At 64.3% G+C, this 17476-nt stretch carries 15 protein-coding genes; 5 read left to right on the forward strand and 10 right to left on the reverse strand.

Annotated features, from left to right (window positions below):
* Positions 1-11: 11 nt before the first annotated feature.
* The 3 genes from ACVMIM_RS22240 (at position 12) to ACVMIM_RS22250 (ending at position 3217) form a co-directional block, all read left to right on the forward strand.
* Positions 12-1484, forward strand: coding sequence for a YcjX family GTP-binding protein (locus tag ACVMIM_RS22240; RefSeq protein WP_476114583.1), 1473 nt, complete (start codon positions 12-14; stop codon positions 1482-1484).
* Positions 1481-2563 carry a YcjF family protein gene (locus tag ACVMIM_RS22245; protein ID WP_476114585.1) on the forward strand — a complete coding sequence of 361 codons (1083 nt, stop codon included), beginning with the start codon at positions 1481-1483 and terminating at the stop codon, positions 2561-2563. Before ACVMIM_RS22240 ends, ACVMIM_RS22245 begins: the two co-directional genes overlap by 4 nt.
* A gap of 99 nt (positions 2564-2662) precedes the next feature.
* Positions 2663-3217 carry a hypothetical protein gene (locus tag ACVMIM_RS22250; RefSeq protein ID WP_476114586.1) on the forward strand — a complete coding sequence of 185 codons (555 nt, stop codon included), beginning with the start codon at positions 2663-2665 and terminating at the stop codon, positions 3215-3217.
* Between the two features lie 46 nt (positions 3218-3263).
* On the opposite strand, the gene ACVMIM_RS22255 is transcribed toward ACVMIM_RS22250, so the two are convergent.
* Genes ACVMIM_RS22255 through ACVMIM_RS22285 form a run of 7 tightly spaced genes read right to left on the reverse strand, consistent with a single transcriptional unit; the run spans position 3264 to position 11380 of the window.
* Positions 3264-4253, reverse strand: a complete 990-nt coding sequence (locus tag ACVMIM_RS22255; RefSeq protein ID WP_476114587.1) for an ABC transporter ATP-binding protein — start codon at positions 4251-4253, stop codon at positions 3264-3266.
* A gap of 8 nt (positions 4254-4261) precedes the next feature.
* Positions 4262-5221 carry an ABC transporter ATP-binding protein gene (locus tag ACVMIM_RS22260; RefSeq protein ID WP_476114588.1) on the reverse strand — a complete coding sequence of 320 codons (960 nt, stop codon included), beginning with the start codon at positions 5219-5221 and terminating at the stop codon, positions 4262-4264.
* Positions 5218-6189: an ABC transporter permease gene (locus tag ACVMIM_RS22265; protein ID WP_476114590.1), complete on the reverse strand. Its 972-nt coding sequence runs from the start codon at positions 6187-6189 to the stop codon at positions 5218-5220. The genes ACVMIM_RS22260 and ACVMIM_RS22265 overlap by 4 nt, the downstream gene beginning before the upstream one ends.
* Positions 6189-7184: an ABC transporter permease gene (locus tag ACVMIM_RS22270; protein WP_476117330.1), complete on the reverse strand. Its 996-nt coding sequence runs from the start codon at positions 7182-7184 to the stop codon at positions 6189-6191. The genes ACVMIM_RS22265 and ACVMIM_RS22270 overlap by 1 nt, the downstream gene beginning before the upstream one ends.
* 59 nt (positions 7185-7243) lie before the next feature.
* A complete protein-coding gene (locus ACVMIM_RS22275; RefSeq protein ID WP_476114591.1) occupies positions 7244-8905 on the reverse strand; it encodes an ABC transporter substrate-binding protein in 1662 nt (553 codons plus the stop codon).
* A gap of 15 nt (positions 8906-8920) precedes the next feature.
* Positions 8921-9826, reverse strand: a complete 906-nt coding sequence (locus ACVMIM_RS22280) for a proline iminopeptidase-family hydrolase (RefSeq protein ID WP_476114592.1) — start codon at positions 9824-9826, stop codon at positions 8921-8923.
* A gap of 39 nt (positions 9827-9865) precedes the next feature.
* The gene (locus tag ACVMIM_RS22285) at positions 9866-11380 is read right to left on the reverse strand and encodes a leucyl aminopeptidase (protein ID WP_476114594.1); all 1515 of its coding nucleotides are present in this window, start codon (positions 11378-11380) and stop codon (positions 9866-9868) included.
* Positions 11381-11641: 261 nt separating this feature from the next.
* Here ACVMIM_RS22285 and ACVMIM_RS22290 point away from each other — a divergent pair, with 261 nt between their 5' ends.
* The gene (locus tag ACVMIM_RS22290) at positions 11642-12544 is read left to right on the forward strand and encodes a LysR substrate-binding domain-containing protein (RefSeq protein WP_278048842.1); all 903 of its coding nucleotides are present in this window, start codon (positions 11642-11644) and stop codon (positions 12542-12544) included.
* Between the two features lie 91 nt (positions 12545-12635).
* On the opposite strand, the gene ACVMIM_RS22295 is transcribed toward ACVMIM_RS22290, so the two are convergent.
* The 3 genes from ACVMIM_RS22295 to ACVMIM_RS22305 all read right to left on the reverse strand — a co-directional run bounded on the left by ACVMIM_RS22295 (position 12636) and on the right by ACVMIM_RS22305 (position 15499).
* Positions 12636-12998, reverse strand: a complete 363-nt coding sequence (locus tag ACVMIM_RS22295) for a hypothetical protein (RefSeq protein ID WP_476114595.1) — start codon at positions 12996-12998, stop codon at positions 12636-12638.
* Positions 12999-13240: 242 nt separating this feature from the next.
* A complete protein-coding gene (locus tag ACVMIM_RS22300) occupies positions 13241-14455 on the reverse strand; it encodes an MFS transporter (RefSeq protein WP_476114596.1) in 1215 nt (404 codons plus the stop codon).
* 60 nt (positions 14456-14515) lie between these two features.
* A complete protein-coding gene (locus tag ACVMIM_RS22305; protein WP_476114597.1) occupies positions 14516-15499 on the reverse strand; it encodes an AraC family transcriptional regulator in 984 nt (327 codons plus the stop codon).
* A 140-nt stretch (positions 15500-15639) separates the two neighbouring features.
* Between ACVMIM_RS22305 and ACVMIM_RS22310 the strand changes: the two genes are divergently transcribed.
* On the forward strand, positions 15640-17475 hold the full coding sequence (locus ACVMIM_RS22310) for a monovalent cation:proton antiporter-2 (CPA2) family protein (protein WP_476114598.1): 1836 nt from the start codon (positions 15640-15642) through the stop codon (positions 17473-17475).
* Position 17476 lies beyond the last annotated feature (1 nt).

The following is a 17476-nucleotide window of genomic DNA, read 5'->3' on the forward strand; positions in this document are numbered from 1 at the left end:
AGAGGCCCGATTTGGCATCATCGATCACCAATTTTACCGACGAGGCAAGGATTGCGCTCGACACGCTGTCGGGCCGCGCCGCCGGGCTCTTCTCTCCGTCATTGCGTCTTGGCGTCACCGGCCTCTCCCGCGCCGGCAAGACGGTGTTCATCTCCGCCCTCGTCCACAACCTCATCCATGGCGGACGCCTGCCGCTCTTCGAGGCGCAGAAATCCGGCCGCATCGCTCGCGCTTTCCTGGAGGAGCAGCCGGACGACGCCGTTCCGCGTTTCCAGTATGAGGACCATGTCGCGGCCTTGGTGACCGACCGCGTCTGGCCGGACTCGACCCGCGCCATCTCCGAGCTCCGGCTTACCATCGAATACGAGTCGGCTTCCGGCTGGAACCGCTTGTTTTCAGCCGGAAAACTGTCCATCGACATCGTCGATTATCCCGGCGAATGGCTGCTCGACCTGCCGCTGCTCGGCAAATCCTTCGCCGATTTTTCACGCGAGGCGGTCGAGCTGGCCGCCCTGCCCGTCCGTTCCGACCTGTCGCAGGCTTGGCGCGAGACGGCCTCCGCCATCGACCCCGATGCCGACGCAGACGAGATGACTGCGCGACGATTGGCCGAGAGCTTTGCCGCTTATCTCAAGGCCTGCAAGCTCGACGACCGCGCGCTGTCGACGCTGCCGCCCGGCCGCTTCCTGATGCCGGGCGATCTCGAAGGCTCTCCGGCGCTTACCTTCGCGCCGCTGATGACGCTGTCGAAGGGCCGGCCGCGCTCCGGATCGCTGCAGGCGATGATGGAGCGCCGCTACGAGGCCTATAAGACGCATGTCGTGAAACCGTTCTTTCGCGAACACATCACCCGTCTCGACCGGCAGATCGTGCTGATCGATGCCATGCAGGCGCTCAATGCCGGCCCAGCCGCCATGGCCGATCTGGAGCGCGCCGTCACCGAGATCCTGTCCTGCTTCCGGCCCGGACGCGGTAATTTCCTGACCGACTTCTTCTCGCGCCGCATCGACCGCATCCTGGTCGCCGCGACCAAGGCGGACCATCTGCATCACGAAAGCCATGACCGGCTGCAGGCGATCGTGCGCCGGCTGACCGACCGGGCCGTGGCGCGGGCGAATTTCAGCGGCGCCGCCGTCGATGTCGTTGCCATGGCCGCGATCCGCTCGACCCGCGAGGGTACGGTGAAGCAAGGCCGCGAGACGCTGCCGGTGATCATCGGCACCCCGCTCAAGGGCGAGAAGATCAACGGCGAGACATTCGACGGAACGACCGAAACCGCCATATTCCCGGGCGATTTGCCGGAAAAGGTGGATGCGGTGTTCGACACTTCCAGATCGCCGCCTGACAGCACCGAACCGGCGATCCGCTTCGTGCGTTTCCGCCCGCCTAAGCTCGAACGCACAGCCGAAGGCGTCACGCTGTCCCTGCCGCATATCCGGCTCGACCGCGCGCTGCAGTTCCTGATCGGAGATCATCTGGCATGACCGCGCCCCGCAAACCGGCGGCCTTCCGCATCGAGCCTGAGACAGAATCGCCGCCGCAACCGCCGCGAAAGCGCGTCGCCGAGGAGCAGCCGGCGCGCAGCCCGCGTGCCGCAAGGGCGGATGTGGCGGTCGTGATCCCCTCGGAGGTCGACATCTTCGACGAGCCGGACATCGAGGCCGCGGTCCCGCCGCCGGCGACGGCACCAAGAAAGCGCTCGCTGCTGGCCCGGCTGTTCTTCGGCGCGGTCGGCGCCCTCATCTCGCTGGCGGTCGGCCTGTGGGCCGACCAGCTGATCCGCGACCTGTTCGCGCGTGCCGAGTGGCTCGGCTGGCTGGCGGCGGGCATGGCGGCGATCGCGCTGCTCTCGCTGCTCCTCATCCTCATCCGCGAATTCCTCGCCATTGCCCGTCTTGCCGAAGTCGAAAAGATGCAGAAGCAGGCCCTCGACGCCGTGGCGCGCGACGATCCCAAGGCAGCGCGCGCCTTGGTCGACGAGCTTTCGGCCTTCGTCGCGGCAAAACCCGAGACCGCCGCCGGGCGCCGCTCGCTCGCCGAACTGCGCGGTGAGATCATCGACGGCGCCAATCTGGTGCGGCTTGCCGAAGCCGAGATCCTGTCGCCTCTCGATGCCCGCGCCAAGGTCCTGATCCTGGAAGCGGCGAAGCGCGTCTCCCTAATAACGGCGGTCAGCCCCCGCGCGCTGGTCGACATCGCCTATGTCGTGTTCGAGGCTGGGCGCCTGATCCGCCGGCTCTCCGAACTCTACGGCGGCCGCCCGGGCACGCTCGGCTTCTTTCGGCTGGCGCGCGGCGTGCTTGCGCATCTGGCAGTGACAGGCTCGATCGCGGTCGGCGACAGTTTCGTGCAGCAGATCGTCGGCCACGGGCTCGCCGCGAAACTCTCGGCGAAACTCGGCGAAGGCGTGGTCAACGGCATGATGACGGCGCGCATCGGCATCGCGGCGATGGAAACCGCCCGGCCCTTGCCGTTCATCGCCGTAAAGCGCCCGGGCCTCGGCGATTTCCTCTCGGCGCTGACGTCCTTCGCGGCGCGAAAGGAAGGGCCGGCGCAAGAATAGGGTAAACGCGAAAACCGCCGCGAGTGACGAAGCATTAACCAATCTTCGCCATGGTCGATCAGGTTCCAAGAACAGACTCTGTCGTGCCGGGTGTCGTCCATGAGAAGCGTAATCCTGTCCTGCGTGCTGCCTGCGACGGTTGCGATAGCCGCGCCGCTCGGATTGGTCGAAAAGGCTTTTGGCGCGGAGCCGGACAAGCAGTTTTTCCACTCCATCGAAGGCAGATGGGTCGGCCCAGGCGAGATCATCGCGGGCAAGTACAAGGGCACGAAATTCACCTGCGATTTCAACGGCTCGACGCCTGCCAGCAAGCTCGGCATGACGCTTGACGGCGGCTGCAGGGTGGGCGTGTTCACGCAAAAGATGTCGGCCAGCGTGGAGCGCAAGGGCCGCAACGGTTACAGGGGCACCTTCATGGGCGGCTCGACCGAAAGCGGAATGGACATCGTCGGCGGCAATGTCGTCGATGCCCAGAAGGTGGTCTTCACAATCAACCGCAAGCAGTTGAATGGCGTCATGCAGGCGCGTGTGCCCGACGCCAATTCGATGACCGTGACGGTGGCCGTGCGCGTCAACGATCAGCTGGTGCCGGTGATCGGCATGAGCCTGAAGCGGGTCGACTCGGTCGAAGTCGGCGCCATCGCCAAGAACTGACCGGCGCGGTTCCGGCAACCGCGCCCGCGCTCGCGAAATACAGAGCTCAAGTCAAAGTCGGGAAGTGGCAGGCCACCTTGCGGCCGGGGCGATATTCCCTCAGTTCCGGCCGCTCGGACCGGCAGCGATCCTCCGCGATCGGGCATCGCGGGTGAAAGCGGCATCCGGACGGCGGCTTCAGCGGACTCGGCACATCGCCGGTGAGGATGATGCGCTTGCGCGCGCCCGTGGGCGTCGTCTCGACGACGGGGACCGCCGAGATCAGCGCCTGGCTGTAGGGATGGGCCGGCGTCGCAAACACCGCTTCCGCCGGCCCCTCCTCGACGATCGAGCCGAGATACATGACCGCGATGCGGGTCGAGACCTGCCGCACCACGGAAAGGTCGTGGGCGATGAAGATATAGGTGAGCTTCAGCTTCTCCTGCAGGTCGGCGAGCAGGTTGACGATCTGAGCCTGCACGGACACGTCGAGTGCGGAGACGGGCTCGTCCAGCACGACAAGGTCGGGGTTCAACGCGATCGCCCGCGCGATCCCGACGCGCTGGCGCTGGCCGCCCGAGAATTCGTGCGGATAGCGCATCACATGGTCCGGCAACAGTCCGACCAGTTCGAACAGCTCCGCCACCCGCGCGGTGATTTCCTTGGCCGAAAGCTTGCCGTGGATGCGCAGCGGCTCGGCGACCAGGTCGCCGACGCGCCGGCGCGGATTGAGCGAGGCCGAGGGGTCCTGGAAAACCATCTGCAGGCGCCGGCGCAGCGGCCGGAGCTCGGACAGCGACTTCGAGGTGATGTCGTCGCCTTCGAACAGAAGCTTGCCGTCGGTGATGTCGTAGAGCCGAACCAGGCAGCGCGCCAGCGTGGACTTGCCGCATCCGGATTCGCCGACAAGGCCGACCGTCTCGCCGCGCCGCACGGTCAGCGAAACATTGTCGACCGCATGGACCGTCCGCCTGCCCTCGGCGGAAAAGCGGGTGCCGATCGAAAAACGCTTTGCCAGCGAGCGCGTCTCGAGGATCGGTCGGTCTGCTTTAATCATTGCTTCGCTCATACCTGTGCCACCCGAAAACACGCGGCGGCATGCGCGTCGCTGCCGAGACCCGGCTTGCCGGCCTCGCAAGGTTCGTAGCGAACCGGACAGCGCGGGCCGAAGGCGCAGCCTTGCGGCAGCCGCAGCAAGGACGGCGGCGAGCCTGGAATGGCCGGCAGGCGGCGCGGTTTCTGGCCGGTCAGCGGCGGGATCGAGCCAAGCAGCGCCCGCGTGTACGGGTGTCGCGGATCGGAAAACAGCTCCGTGCGGGTGCCGCGTTCCACCACGCGGCCGGCATACATGACCATGACCCGGTCGGCGAGCTCGGAGACGACGCCCATATCATGCGTGATGAAGACCACGGTCGACTTATGCTTCGCTCGCAATTTGCGAACGAGGTCGAGAATGCCGGCCTGCACCGTGACGTCGAGCGCGGTGGTCGGCTCGTCGGCCACCAGGAGCGCCGGGTCGCAGGACAAGGCCATCGCGATCACCGCCCGCTGCCGCATGCCGCCGGAAAGCTGGTGCGGATAGCGCGACATCGCCTCGTGCGGATTGGGGAAATTGACTTCCGCCAGCAGTTGCTCGACACGCTCCATCGCCTTCGCCTTGCTGACGCCGCGATGCGCCCGGATTTGCTCGGCGATCTGCCAGCCGATCGTGTAGACCGGCGTCAGCGCCGTCATCGGGTCCTGGAAGATCATCGCGATCTCGTTGCCGCGCAGGCGCCGAAGCTCGCGCGGTGGCAGCCCGATCAGCTCGCGGCCCTTGTAGCGGATCGAGCCTTCGATGGTGGCGTTCGGATCGGTGATGAGTCCCATGACGGCCAGCAGCGACACCGTCTTGCCGGAACCGGATTCGCCGACGACGCCAAGAATCTCGCTTTCCTCGAGATCGAAGGAAACGCCGTCGATGGCGCGCACCGGTCCGTCATGCGTGCGGAAGGACACTCTAAGATCGCGCACCGACAATATCATGATGCCCTCAGGCGCGGATCGAGAAGGATGTAGACGAAATCGACGACCGCGTTGGCGATGACCACGAACATGGAAGCGTACATGACCGTCGCCATGATCATCGGCAAATCGAGATTCTGCAACGCGTCATAAGTGAGCTTGCCGATGCCGTGCAGGCCGAAGACGACCTCGGTGAGCAGAGCGGAGCCGCCCACCAGCGCACCGAAGTCGAGGCCGAACAGCGTGACGAAGGCGATCAGCGAAGTGCGCAGCGCATGGCGAAACAGGATGCGGATCTCGGACAGTCCCTTGGCGCGGGCGGTGCGGATATAGTCTTCCTGCATGGATTCGATGATGGCCGCGCGCAGCACGCGCCCGTAGATGCCGATATAGAGGACGGCCAGCGTGATCCATGGGATGACCAGCGTCAGGAACCAGCCTTTCGGATCATCGGAAAAGTTCTTGTAGCCGAGCGGCGGCACCCAGGAGAAGGCCCAGCTGTCATGATAGCGGCTCTGGGTGATCAGGTTCATCACCTCGCCCAGCCAGTAGACCGGCATGGAAATGCCGAGCAGGCCAAGCGCCATCAGGAGCTTGTCCGGCCAGCTGTCGCGGGTGGCCGCTGCGACGATGCCGATGATGATGGAGACGACCACCCACAGGACCGCGGCCCCGAACACCAGCGAAAGCGTGACGGGAATCGAATCCATGACGGCCGGCACCACCTTCCAGCCGCGATTGACGAAGGAGGTCAGGTCGCCGGTGACGAAGATCTTCTCCATCATGCGCGTGTATTGCACATAGAGCGGCTGATCGAAGCCGAAGCTGTGGCGAACCGCCGCCAGCACTTCCGGGGACGCGTTGCGGCCGGCGATGCGTGCGGCCGGATCGGCGCCGGGCGTGGCGAAGAAGATCAGGAAGACGATGACCGAGATGCCGAACATCACGAACAGCATCTGACCGAAACGGCGCAGGATCGCATAGATCATCAGTCGCGCCCCAGCCGCACCTTGGAGCGCGGGTCGAGCGCATCGCGCAGGCCGTCACCGAAGACGTTGAGAGCCATGACCGAAACGGCGATCGCCAGCCCGGGCACCAGCGCCACCAGCGGCCGCGTGTAGAGCAGCGCCTGCCCATCCTGGATGATGGTGCCCCAGCTTGCGGCGGGAGGCTGCACGCCGATCGACAGGAAGGAAAGCGCCGATTCCGTCAGCATGTTGAGCGCCATCATTAGCGGCACGAACACAATGAGCGTGGTGGTGATGTTGGGCAGGATGTCGCGCCACAGGATGCGCCGGCCCGGCACGCCCAGATTGACCGCGGCGAGCACGAACTCGCTGTGCCGCAGCGCCAGGACCTGCCCGCGAATCGGCCGCGCGACATAGGGTATATAGACGATGCCTATGATGATGATCGGCAGCCACAGGCTTCCCGATTGGATCTCGATCGGACCGATCGCGATGCCTTGCGCGATGGTGACAATGGAAAGCGAGATCGCCAGCAGATAGATCGGAAACGCCCAGAGAACGTCCAGCAAGCGCGACAGAACCGTGTCGGTGATGCCGCCGAAATAGCCCGCGATCAATCCTGCCAGCGTGCCGAAGATCAGCGTGAAGATGGTGGCGGCGCCGGAGACGAGCAGCGAGTTCAGGCCGCCATAGAGCAACCTCGCCATCACGTCCCGCCCCTGGCTGTCGGCGCCGAGGAAATAATTGCCGAGCCGCCAGGTCGGCCCGATCGGCGTATAGCCAAGCCCCAGCCCCTCGGTCGACTGTTCCATCACCGGAACGTCCGCGCCGTCGATCTGGATGACGGCGTCGAGCGTCGAGGCGAACGGATCCGTGCCCGCCCATTTCGCGTAGAGCGGCGCGCTGAAACAGGCGAGAACGATGACGAGAAACACGGCCAGGGACGCCATGGCGGCCCTGTCCGTTGCCAGCTTGGCAAACGCGACGGCCCAGGGCCCTCGCGTCTTGCGCGGCATGGCGGCGACTTGGCTGGACACGATGTGCCTTCCGCGTTTCGTTACTGCACCCAGGCCCCTTACTGCACCCAGGATTGGGTGATAATCCAGTTGAACTGCGGGTTGAACTTGAAATTGCCGACGCGCTTGCTGACAAAATCAAGCCGCTTCGGTGTGAAGAGGCCGACCGCCGGCGCCTTGTCGGTGACCTGCTTGTCGATCGCCGCCCAAAGCTTATCGGCCGCCTTCTGATCGGTCACGCCAAGGTCCAGCGCCTTCTGCATCTGGGCGTCGATATCCTTGTCGCAGAAGCCGGAAATGTTGATCGAGGCATCCGAGCCTTCACGGAAGGACGCGCAGCTGAACAGGATGTTCAGGAAGTCCGACGCTGCCGGGTAGTCCTTGTACCACTGGCTGACGGACATCTGCACTTTGTTGTTGGTGTTCTGGATATAGGTGAACTGCAGGTTGGACGAGATCGGCTTGACGTCGGCGACGTAGCCGATGCTGGTCAGCACGCTCTGCAGATACACGCCGATCGACCGCGAAATCGCGGTATCCTCGACGATGATGGTCACCTTCTGGCCCTTTGTGCCCGATTCCTCGACGAGTTGCTTTGCCTTGTCGACATCCGGAGCCGACCATTTGGCGCCAGGGTTCTTGGTGAAGGGGCAATAGTCCTCATGTCCGGGGAAGTCCGGCGGCAGGACCTGGCAGACCGGCGAGGCCAGCACCTTGCCGCCGAACAGCTTAACCAGCGTGTTGCGGTCGACTGCGTAAGCCACGGCCTGGCGGGCCTTTTCATTATCGAACGGAGCCATGCGCGTGTTGAGCGGCGCGTACCACCAGGCCGAAAGCGGCGAGATGTGCAGTTGGTCCATCAACTTGCTGCCGAGCTCGCCGAGGCGGTCGCTGGGCAGCGCGTCGAACATCCAGTCCGCTTCGCCGTTCTGGATGGCCGTCACGGCCGCCTCTTCCGACAGGCCGAAATCATACTGCACGACATCCGGGTAGCCGTCCGGCTGGGCTTCCTCGCTCCACTGCTTGAAGTTGAGATTGCGGGAAACCGTCATGCCCTTGTTGGGATCGAAGGCCGAGATCATGTAAGGGCCGGTGCTGGGGATCGGCTTGGAGCCCATATCCTCCGCCGGCGTGTCCGCCGGCAGGATCACGGCATGCGGCAAGGCGAGCTTGTAGAGGATCTCGGCGTCCGGCTTGGTGAGATTGAGGGTGATCGTGCCGGCCGCCTCGTCGGCGACGACACCGCCTTCCAGCGTGCAGCTCTTGGTGTCGGCCAGGCATTTGTCGGCGCCGACAATGCCTGCATAGAACGTGCCCGAGGTTGGCCCGGAGACCTTGAAGATGCGCTGGAACGAGGCGACGACGTCCTTCACGCCGAGATCCTGTCCGTTCGAGAACTTGATGCCCTTGCGCAGCTTGAAGGTGAAGGTCTTGCCGTCATTGCTCACCTGCGGCATCGCCTCGGCCAGATCGGGAACGATGCTGAAGCCATCGACGCCCTCGGCTTTGCGGAAGGCGACTAGGCCGTCATAGATCGGCTGGTACATCTGCCAGCCCTGATCGGTGTAGTTGATGTGCGGATCGAGCGTTCCGGCCGCTGACCGGGCGAGAAGGCGAATGGTGCCGCCGCGGTGCTCCTTGAGATATTCGGCCTGCGCCGGAGCGAGCCACGAGCCGGCCAGCAATGCCGCGGCTGACGCGGCCAAAAGCAGTTTTTTCATGTCGTCATTCCCCTTTCAATTGTCGTTGTCGTCCAGGAAGTCTCCCACCACCCGCATGCAGAGATCCTGCTCCTCGACATGCGGCATGTGGCTGGAATGCTCGAATACCTGCCAGCGCGATCCCTTGATGCCTTCCTTGAAGGGCTGGACGGTCGCGGGCGTGGCTTCGTCGTAACGGCCGGAGATGAGGAGCGTCGGAACATCGATGGCCGGCAGGCGGTCAATGACGCTCCAGCTCTTCAGCGTGCCGATGACGTGGAATTCGTTCGGGCCGTTCATCACATTGTAGACGGTCGGATTGCGCACGATCTGGGCGAAAGTCTCCGTCACCTCGGGCGGGAACGGCACGACCCGGCAGACATGCCGTTCGTAGAACCGCATCGTCGCTTCCTGATATGCTGGGTCGTCCGTCGTGCCGGCCTGTTCGTGCTTCGTCAGCGTCTCCTGCACGTCCCTCGGCAGATCGGCACGCAGCCGGTTGGCCTCCTCGACCCAAAGCTTCATCGAAGCCGGTGAGTTGGCGATGGTCAGCGACTTCAAGCCTTTCGGCCGGGTCACGCCGTATTCGGCGCCCAGCATGCCGCCCCAGCTTTGACCCAGCACGTGGAAGCCGCCGCGAATGCCGAGATGGTCGACGAGGTTTTCCAGCTCATCGATGAAGCGTTGGGGCGTCCAGAAATCGGCGCCCTTTTCCGGCAGCAAGGTGGAATTGCCGCACCCCAACTGGTCGTAATGGATGACGGCGCGGCCGCCTCGGGCAAGGAGCTTGTAGGCATCGACGTAATTATGGGCAGCACCCGGCCCGCCATGCAGGATCACCACCGGAGCCTTGCCGGCATCAAGATTGCCGCTGATCCGGTACCAGGTTTCGTAGGCGCCGAAGCCGGCGCGCCCTTCCTTGCTGACGATCTCGGACGACATTGCGGCTCCCTGCTTGGTTGAAGACATTCTCATTGCCGCCTAGTTCGCCGCCCGGCCGGACTGCACCCACTCTTCCAGCATCTGCACGCCGAAGGCCGTGGCGCCCTCGCGGCCCAGAGGCCGGTCCTTGTCGGCCAGTTCCTTGCCGGCGATGTCGAGATGCACCCAGGGACGGTCTTCGGTGAAATTCCGCAGGAAGGCGGCGGCATAGGGCGCGTCGCCGTCTTCCATGTCCTTGGCGTGATGGCGGATGTCGGCAAAGGGCGATTGCAGCCCCTCGTCATAGGCCCGGTCGAGCGGCAGCTGCCAGAACCGCTCGCCGACCTTTTCCCCGGCCGCGATCATGCGGGAGGCAATCGTGTCGTCGGTGCTGAACAGACCGGCGAAGACCGAGCCGAGGCCGCGCATCACCGAATAGGTCAGCGTGGCCAGATCGACGATCACCGAGGGATTGAAGCGCGAGGCGGCATAGTAGAGGCAGTCGGCCAGGATCAGCCTGCCTTCCGCATCCGTATCGAAGACCTCGACCGTTCGTCCCGATGCTGTCGTGATGATGTCGCGCGGCTTGAGCGCCGTGCCGGATGGCATGTTCTCGGCGATGCCGAGCACGCCGACGGCGTGCACGGGGCTGCCTTGCCGCGCGAGCGCGATCAACAGGCCGACCACGGCAGCCGCGCCGCCCATGTCGGCCTTCATGTCGAACATCTGCTCGCCGCGCTTGATGCACAAGCCGCCGGAATCGAAGCAGACGCCCTTGCCGACAAAGGCCAGCGGTTGTGCGGGAGCGCCCTTGCCGCGATAGCGCAGGACGGCGACGCGCGGCGGTCGCGTCGAGCCGGAGCCGACCGCCAGGATCGCATTCATGCCGAGCTCCTTCAGCCGCGCCGCGTCGAGTATCTCGACATCGATGCCGGCCTCGCGCAGCGGCTCCAGGTGATCATGGAAATTGTCCGGGTGGAGATGATTCGGCGGCAGGTTGACCAGCGTGCGCGCATATTCGACGCCGTCGGCGATGGCATTGACCCGTGCCAGCGCCACCTTCAGCTCCGGACCGGCCGCGCCGATCAATTGCACCCGCAAGGTCCGGTCAGCCCCGGCACCTTGCCGCCGGTTGCGCATGTCGAAACGATAGCGCCGCAGCCGCATGCCGAGCGCAACCCGCGCCAGGAGTTCCGCTGCCGGAAGCTCGACACCCGAGAGCGAGTCCAGCACCAGGGTAGCGGCGCATTCGCCCTTGCCTTCCAGATGCGCTGCAAGCAAACCGCCGGCTCGCGCCAGGGAAAGCGTGGTTACGGCCTCGGCCCTGCCCAAGGCCAGCACCACCACGCGCCGGGCCGATACCGCCTTGGGAGCGATGACGTCGACGCAGGCGCCGGATTCCTCAAGGGCGGCCGGCTCGGCGCAAGCGCGAGACAGAATCCCGTCCATCTCGGCATCGAGGGCCGCTGCCCGGGGCCCAAAACCTGCTTGAGCGGTTTGCAGGATCACGATGACCGAGGTTTCCGCGGAAATCTCGTCCGCCGCTTCGAAGACCGGCGCCGGCGACTGAGGCATAAAAGCTCGTTCTCCCATTCTAGGGCGCCTGCCGAGGCTGGCTGGCCTGCGCCATACGCAAGCTTCGCCGGCCACCGGTGGAAACCGGTGATCCCGGTCTCCGCCGCTGGTGGAACGGCATCGGAGTGCCCAAACAATCGTTTTTGGATAGCGACTTAGTCGCTCTTGCCTTTTGGGTATCCCCGAACCGGCCGGGCGATCAAACGCCAATTTTGCCCAAGTCGATTGACAAAAACTCAACTGACATTTCATGATCGGCCAATGGCCCTGCCCTCACTCAATGGCATGCGCGCTTTCGAGGCCGCCGCGCGCCTCGGCAGCATCAAGGATGCAGCGGAAGAGCTGCATTTGACGCCCTCGGCTGTCAGCCGCCACATCCGCGCGCTTGAAAGAAACCTCGGCCAGGACCTGTTCGAGCGCGGCTTTCGCCAGATCACCCCGACCATCAGGGGCTCATATTACGCGCGCTCTCTCTCGGAGGCATTCGAGGCCATCTGGCGCGCCACCGACGACGTCAGCTTCGCCGATGCGCCGGGGCACGGCAGGACCCAGCGTGTCAGGGTCTTGTGCGTGCCGACCGTCCTGAATCTTTGGCTGGCGGACCGGCTGCCGAATTTCCGGCGGCTGCATCCGTCCGTGGATCTGGAGATCTCGACGTCGGGCAAGCGCGCCAACTTCGATTTGGCCATTGTCGACGAGTTCGTCTACAAGGCCGGTCCTGCCTTGACGCTGCTGATCCCGCTCCTGCTGACGCCGGTATGCGCGCCCTCTTTGCTCGAAGGGCCGGTGCCGCTCAGAACGCCCGCCGATCTGGTCAACCATCACCTGATCCACGAATGCGAGACCATGCGCTGGCGGCGCTGGCTGGAGCAGGAGGGCGTCCTGGACACGACGCCCAAATCCAGCACGACGCTCGATGACTGCACCTTGATCATGCGCGAGGTGATAAACGGTGCGGGGATCGCTCTGGCCGACACCATAATGGCGCAGGACCTTCTGCAGCAAGGCAAGCTTGTCGCCCCCTTCAGCGCCCGCCACACCTATCCTGCCGGCATCTACCTGCATCAGCGCCGCAGCATCGGGAACAAGCCGGGCACCGGTCTGTTCCAGGATTGGCTGCTAGCCGAGATCGCCGACCATAAACGCACCATGGGTATCCCGTAGCGCATTCCGGAAAGATGTGCCGACCGAAGGCTGCGCAAACAAAAAGGCGGCGGCCGACCGGCCACCGCCTTCGCGTTGTCGACGGCTGCGCTCAACCCTTGATAGTGGCGGTCAGCTCGTCATAGGCCTTGCAGGCTTCATCGAGCGTCGTCGCGCCCTGATATTTGGTCGTCACGGCCTGCACCTTGGCGGTCAGATCGGCCGCCTTGCTCGGATCCTTGGTGATCGCTTCCTGGAGGGCGGCAGCCATGTCCTGCGCCTTCTTGGCAGCGATTTCCTGCGTGCATTCCGGCCCCTTGGAGCAAGCCGAACCGGCCAACGCCGCAACGCCCACGGCAACGAGCAAAAACTTCTTCATGTCAATCATCTCCTCAAAAAAGGCAGCCGCCCATTGCCGCTGCCTCCACTGGCCGAAGCCGAGCGTGCCATAACCTCTGATTGTGGCGGCGCGCAACGACTGGGCTGCATAAACTTGTGAACGAGGTTGCAATATCGCGGCGATCCGAATTCAAGCCGCCCAATACATGTAAAACATCAATCAGACGCGGGTCGCATGAGGCCATTCAGGCTTGACGCGCTTCCCAGCAATTCCAGGAAAATGTGAATCGGTTTTCCGGCCGGAATTTCTAAAACAACGAGATAGAGCGTCTCGCCGTTTTCGTGAACGGTGAGACGCTCTAGGTCAACTGGAACAGTTCACCTGCGAGGCTGCAGCAGCGCCAGCATCACCGTCGATGCGGCAAGGAGGACGGTAAGGGTCAAAGGTCCCGAGGCGCCATAGGTGTCCACGACATATCCGCCGACAACGGCGCCGATGGTGATGGCAACCTGGAATGAGACGACCATCAGGCTACCCGCTGCTTCCAACGCATCAGGCGCCGCGCGAGACAGATTGGTCGGCAGCACCACCGGCGCCATGCCGAATGCCAAGCCCCACAGCGTGACGAATCCGAAGGCAACGGCGATGTGCACGCCCCAAAGCACCAATGCCAAAGCCGCAAATGCCATCAACGCCGCGGTGCCCACGAGAGCCCAGTGGATATCGGCGTCGGCCATGCGGCCGCCGACAACATTGCCGATCACAGCGGCGATGCCAAACCCAAGCAGGGCCATGGCAATTGGCCCGGTTGCCAGCAGCGTCACATGTTCGAGGAAGGGGCGTACATAGACCGAGCCGGCAAAATGCCCTGTCATCAGCAAAAGGATAGCCAGCATGCCGAGCTGAATGCCACGCCGCCGAGTCAGCCGAAATACATCCCCAAGGCTATTGCTGGCTGTGGCGGGCAGGGTCGGCAGGCTAAGCAGCTGTAGTAGCAGCGCAATCACGGCCAGCCCCGCCGTCAAGGCCATAGCGGTGCGCCATCCCAGCCAATCGCTGATCAAGGCACCCGCCGATGGTGCGGCAATGGTAGCAAGCGAGACGCCGAGGGTGACGATACCCATGCCCCGACCTGTCGCATTGGCGCCAACCAGTCTGGCCACGACGGCAACCGAGAGTGCCCAGAAGGCGCTGAGAGCGATTCCGAGCCCGGCGCGGCCCAACAGCAACAGCCAGAAATTGGGCGCCAGCGCTGCGAGAAGGTTGGAACCAACGGCCAAGGCGCTGAGGCCAACCAGCACCGTCTTGCGATTCAATCGGCCGATCAGAACATTGCTCAACATGGCCGTCACGGCACCGATCGAGGCGGTGGCGGTGACGACCTGCCCGGCCGTTCCTTCGCTGATGCCAAGATCACGCGCCATTGGCGTCAGCAGACCTGCTGGCAGGAATTCGGCTGACACCAGGGCAAAGCTGGTGGCTGCTAATGAAATGACCGAGAACCAGGTGGCTGCGTTCCACCTAGTTGGCGCGGCGGCATCGAGCTCTAACGCCGCGTCTTCGTCTGCAAGCTGTAATGTTGTGTCTGTCACTGAAAGATCTCCAAGGTCTGGAGGTCTTAAATAGGTGAGTCTTTTCGGATGATATGTATCTTAAAATCCGAAATTCATGTCCGTTCGTCCGGAAATTGTGCGACGCACAACGCCTGGCGAGACATTGGTGATGCGTTTGAAAGCGCGGGCGAAGGATGCCTCGCTATCATAGCCCAAACGGGTCGCGACCTCGGCAACCGACAATCCGTTTTGCCCCAGCAACTCGCGGGCAAGTTGCATACGCAGACGGGCGAGATAATGGGCGGCGCCCTCCCCTAACACGGCGCTGAAGCGCTCGGCGAAAATCGAGCGCGATTGGCCTGCCAGGCGGGCAAGGCTTTCCAAGGTCCAATTATGGCCAGGATCTCGGTGCATGGCTGCCAGCGCGCGGCCGATATGGGGATCGCGGATGGCGGCGAGCCAACCGGTGGTCGAGGCTCCCGCGCAATTTACCCAGCATCGGATGAGCCGGGCTGTCAGCAAATCCGCCATGCGCGACAGAATCGTGGCGCTGCCCATCTGCGGTTGCGCGGCCTCAGCCGTCATGGCCGCCAGCAAAGGACCGACGACCGGATCGTTGCCGGCCACGTCGCACCCTTTGATAATCGGCGGCATCAACGTGATCAGTGGATTGAGCGCACAGACGCCCAAGGCCATTGAGCCGCAGAAAAGGGTGCTTGTCGCGCCCGTCCCTTCCCGCACCACCTCGCAGACATTGCTTCCCACCTTCGTCACCTGCCAACCCTCCAGCGAGTCGCCGACAACGTCCGGCGCACTGGCCAGCCGATGGGCTATGCCTTGCGGCAGCAGCGCCAGATCGCCATCGCGCAGTTCCTGCCAGCCTTCCGCTTCGGTATAAATCCAGCACGGACCCTGGCCGACAAAGTGAAAGCGAAGCAGCTTTTGTTGCGGAAAGGCGATGCTCCACGGATGTCGCAACTCGCAGCGGCCATAGTTGACCCCGCTCAAGCGAAAATCCTGTAGGACTTCGCTGAGCGCATCCATGGGTATAGGTGAAGGCGAGCCGGACGAATTGTCAGTCATTTGGCCATTATAGATGCCGAACGTCCGTCACGCAAGCGAAGGAGCCGCCTCAACCGGACCCACCCCTTCCAGTCTCTTCCCGCCCTTGCCTCTCAGTCCCGGTGCATGCAAGGAGTGCTTTGAGCAACAGGATGACAGGCATGGCAGCTGAAGCGTCGAGCAGCGATCTGGTGCAGGTGGTGGCGCTGCTCGCCGCGGGCGTCGTCGCCGTGCCGATCTTCAAGCGCATGGGGCTTGGCTCGATCCTCGGCTACCTCGCCGCTGGCGTCGTCATCGGCCCGTTCGGCCTGCGCATCTTTTCCGAATCGGAAGCGATCCTCCACGTCGCCGAGCTCGGCGTCGTCATGTTCCTGTTCATCATCGGCCTGGAGATGCAGCCGTCGCGGCTCTGGGGCCTCCGCCGCGAGATCTTTGGGCTGGGCGCCTTCCAGGTCGGCGTCTGCGCGGTCCTGCTGACCCTCGTCGGATTGGCGGGAGGCTTTCCGATCGCGCAGTCCTTCGTCGCCGGCGCCGGCTTCGTGCTGACCTCGACGGCGATCGTCATGCAGTTGCTGGAGGAGCGCGGCGAGATCGCCACGCCGAAAGGCCAGCGCATCGTCTCCATCCTGCTGCTCGAAGATCTGATGATCGTGCCGCTGCTCGCGCTGGTGGCCTTCCTCGCGCCCGGCGGCGCCGAGACCAGTTTTTCGGAGCGGCTGACCGAAATCGGCATCGGCATCGCCGCCATCGTCGGTCTGGTCCTGGCCGGCCGTTACCTGCTCAATCCGCTCTTCCGCATCCTGGCCGACGCCCGCGCTCGCGAAGTCATGACCGCAGCGGCGCTGCTGGTGGTGCTGGGATCGGCCCTGGCCATGCAGCTCTCCGGCCTGTCGATGGCGATGGGCGCCTTCCTGGCCGGTGTGCTCCTGTCGGAATCGACCTTCCGCCACCAGCTCGAAGCCGATATCGAGCCGTTCCGCGGCATTCTGCTCGGCCTGTTCTTCCTCGCCGTCGGAATGTCGCTCGACCTTGGTGTCGTCGCCCAGAACTGGCGGCTCGTCGCCATCTATGTCGTCGCCTACATGGTCATGAAGGCGGTCGGTATCTACGCCGTCGCGCGCATCCTGAAGAGCGGCCACCGCGAGGCGCTCGAACGCGCCGTCTTCATGGCGCAGGGCGGCGAGTTCGCCTTCGTGCTCTATTCCTCCGCCGCCGCGGTCGGCATCATCGATAGCCAGGCCAATGCCACGCTGACCGCCATCGTCATCATCTCCATGGTGCTGACGCCCTTGGCCATCGTGGCGTTGCGTTACCTCACCCCGCGCGACGAGCAGTCGCTCGACGGCGTCGACATCGCCGACGGCCTCACCGGCAGCGTGCTGATCATCGGCTTCGGCCGCTTCGGCCAGATCGCCAGCCAGCCGCTTCTGCTGCGCGGGCAGGATGTCTCGATCATCGACAACGAGGTGGAGATGATCCAGGCGGCGGCCGATTTCGGCTTCAAGGTCTATTACGGCGACGGCACGAGGCTCGACATCCTGCATGCGGCCGGCGCCGGGCGGGCGCGCGCGGTGCTGATCTGCGTCGACAAGCCGGACGCCGCCGTACGCATCGCGCAACTGATCAAGGCCGAGTTCCCTTTGGTCACCATCCTGGCGCGCGCCTTCGACCGCGGCACCGCGCTGCAGCTCGTGCGCGCCGGCGTCGACTATCAGCTGCGTGAGACCTTCGAATCGGCGCTGGTCTTCGGCGGCTCGGCGCTGGAGGCGCTGGGCGTCGATCCGGAGGAGGTCGCCGAGGTCATCGAGGATGTGCGCCGCCGCGACGAAGCGCGCTTCGAGACGCAGCTGGCCGAAGGCGTGCGCGCCGGCCAGCGTTTCCTGAAGGGCAATATCGGCACGCCGATTCCGACCCCGCTGACGCAACCGCGCCGCGTCGGCCGGGCGCTGAACCAGGAAACCGCCGTCGTGCTGAACCAGGCAGAGACGAAAAACTGAG

It is taken from the genome of Mesorhizobium sp. USDA 4413, from assembly GCF_056280365.1.

Coding starts and splice junctions, on each gene's coding strand:
- ACVMIM_RS22275 (WP_476114591.1), bottom strand. CDS start 8,905: ATGAAAAAACTGCTTTTGGCCGCGTCAGCCGCGGCATTGCTGGCCGGC.
- ACVMIM_RS22255 (WP_476114587.1), bottom strand. CDS start 4,253: ATGATTAAAGCAGACCGACCGATCCTCGAGACGCGCTCGCTGGCAAAG.
- ACVMIM_RS22265 (WP_476114590.1), bottom strand. CDS start 6,189: ATGATCTATGCGATCCTGCGCCGTTTCGGTCAGATGCTGTTCGTGATG.
- ACVMIM_RS22290 (WP_278048842.1), top strand. CDS start 11,642: ATGGCCCTGCCCTCACTCAATGGCATGCGCGCTTTCGAGGCCGCCGCG.
- ACVMIM_RS22310 (WP_476114598.1), top strand. CDS start 15,640: ATGGCAGCTGAAGCGTCGAGCAGCGATCTGGTGCAGGTGGTGGCGCTG.
- ACVMIM_RS22245 (WP_476114585.1), top strand. CDS start 1,481: ATGACCGCGCCCCGCAAACCGGCGGCCTTCCGCATCGAGCCTGAGACA.
- ACVMIM_RS22305 (WP_476114597.1), bottom strand. CDS start 15,499: ATGACTGACAATTCGTCCGGCTCGCCTTCACCTATACCCATGGATGCG.
- ACVMIM_RS22270 (WP_476117330.1), bottom strand. CDS start 7,184: ATGCCGCGCAAGACGCGAGGGCCCTGGGCCGTCGCGTTTGCCAAGCTG.
- ACVMIM_RS22250 (WP_476114586.1), top strand. CDS start 2,663: ATGAGAAGCGTAATCCTGTCCTGCGTGCTGCCTGCGACGGTTGCGATA.
- ACVMIM_RS22280 (WP_476114592.1), bottom strand. CDS start 9,826: ATGTCGTCCGAGATCGTCAGCAAGGAAGGGCGCGCCGGCTTCGGCGCC.
- ACVMIM_RS22260 (WP_476114588.1), bottom strand. CDS start 5,221: ATGATATTGTCGGTGCGCGATCTTAGAGTGTCCTTCCGCACGCATGAC.
- ACVMIM_RS22285 (WP_476114594.1), bottom strand. CDS start 11,380: ATGCCTCAGTCGCCGGCGCCGGTCTTCGAAGCGGCGGACGAGATTTCC.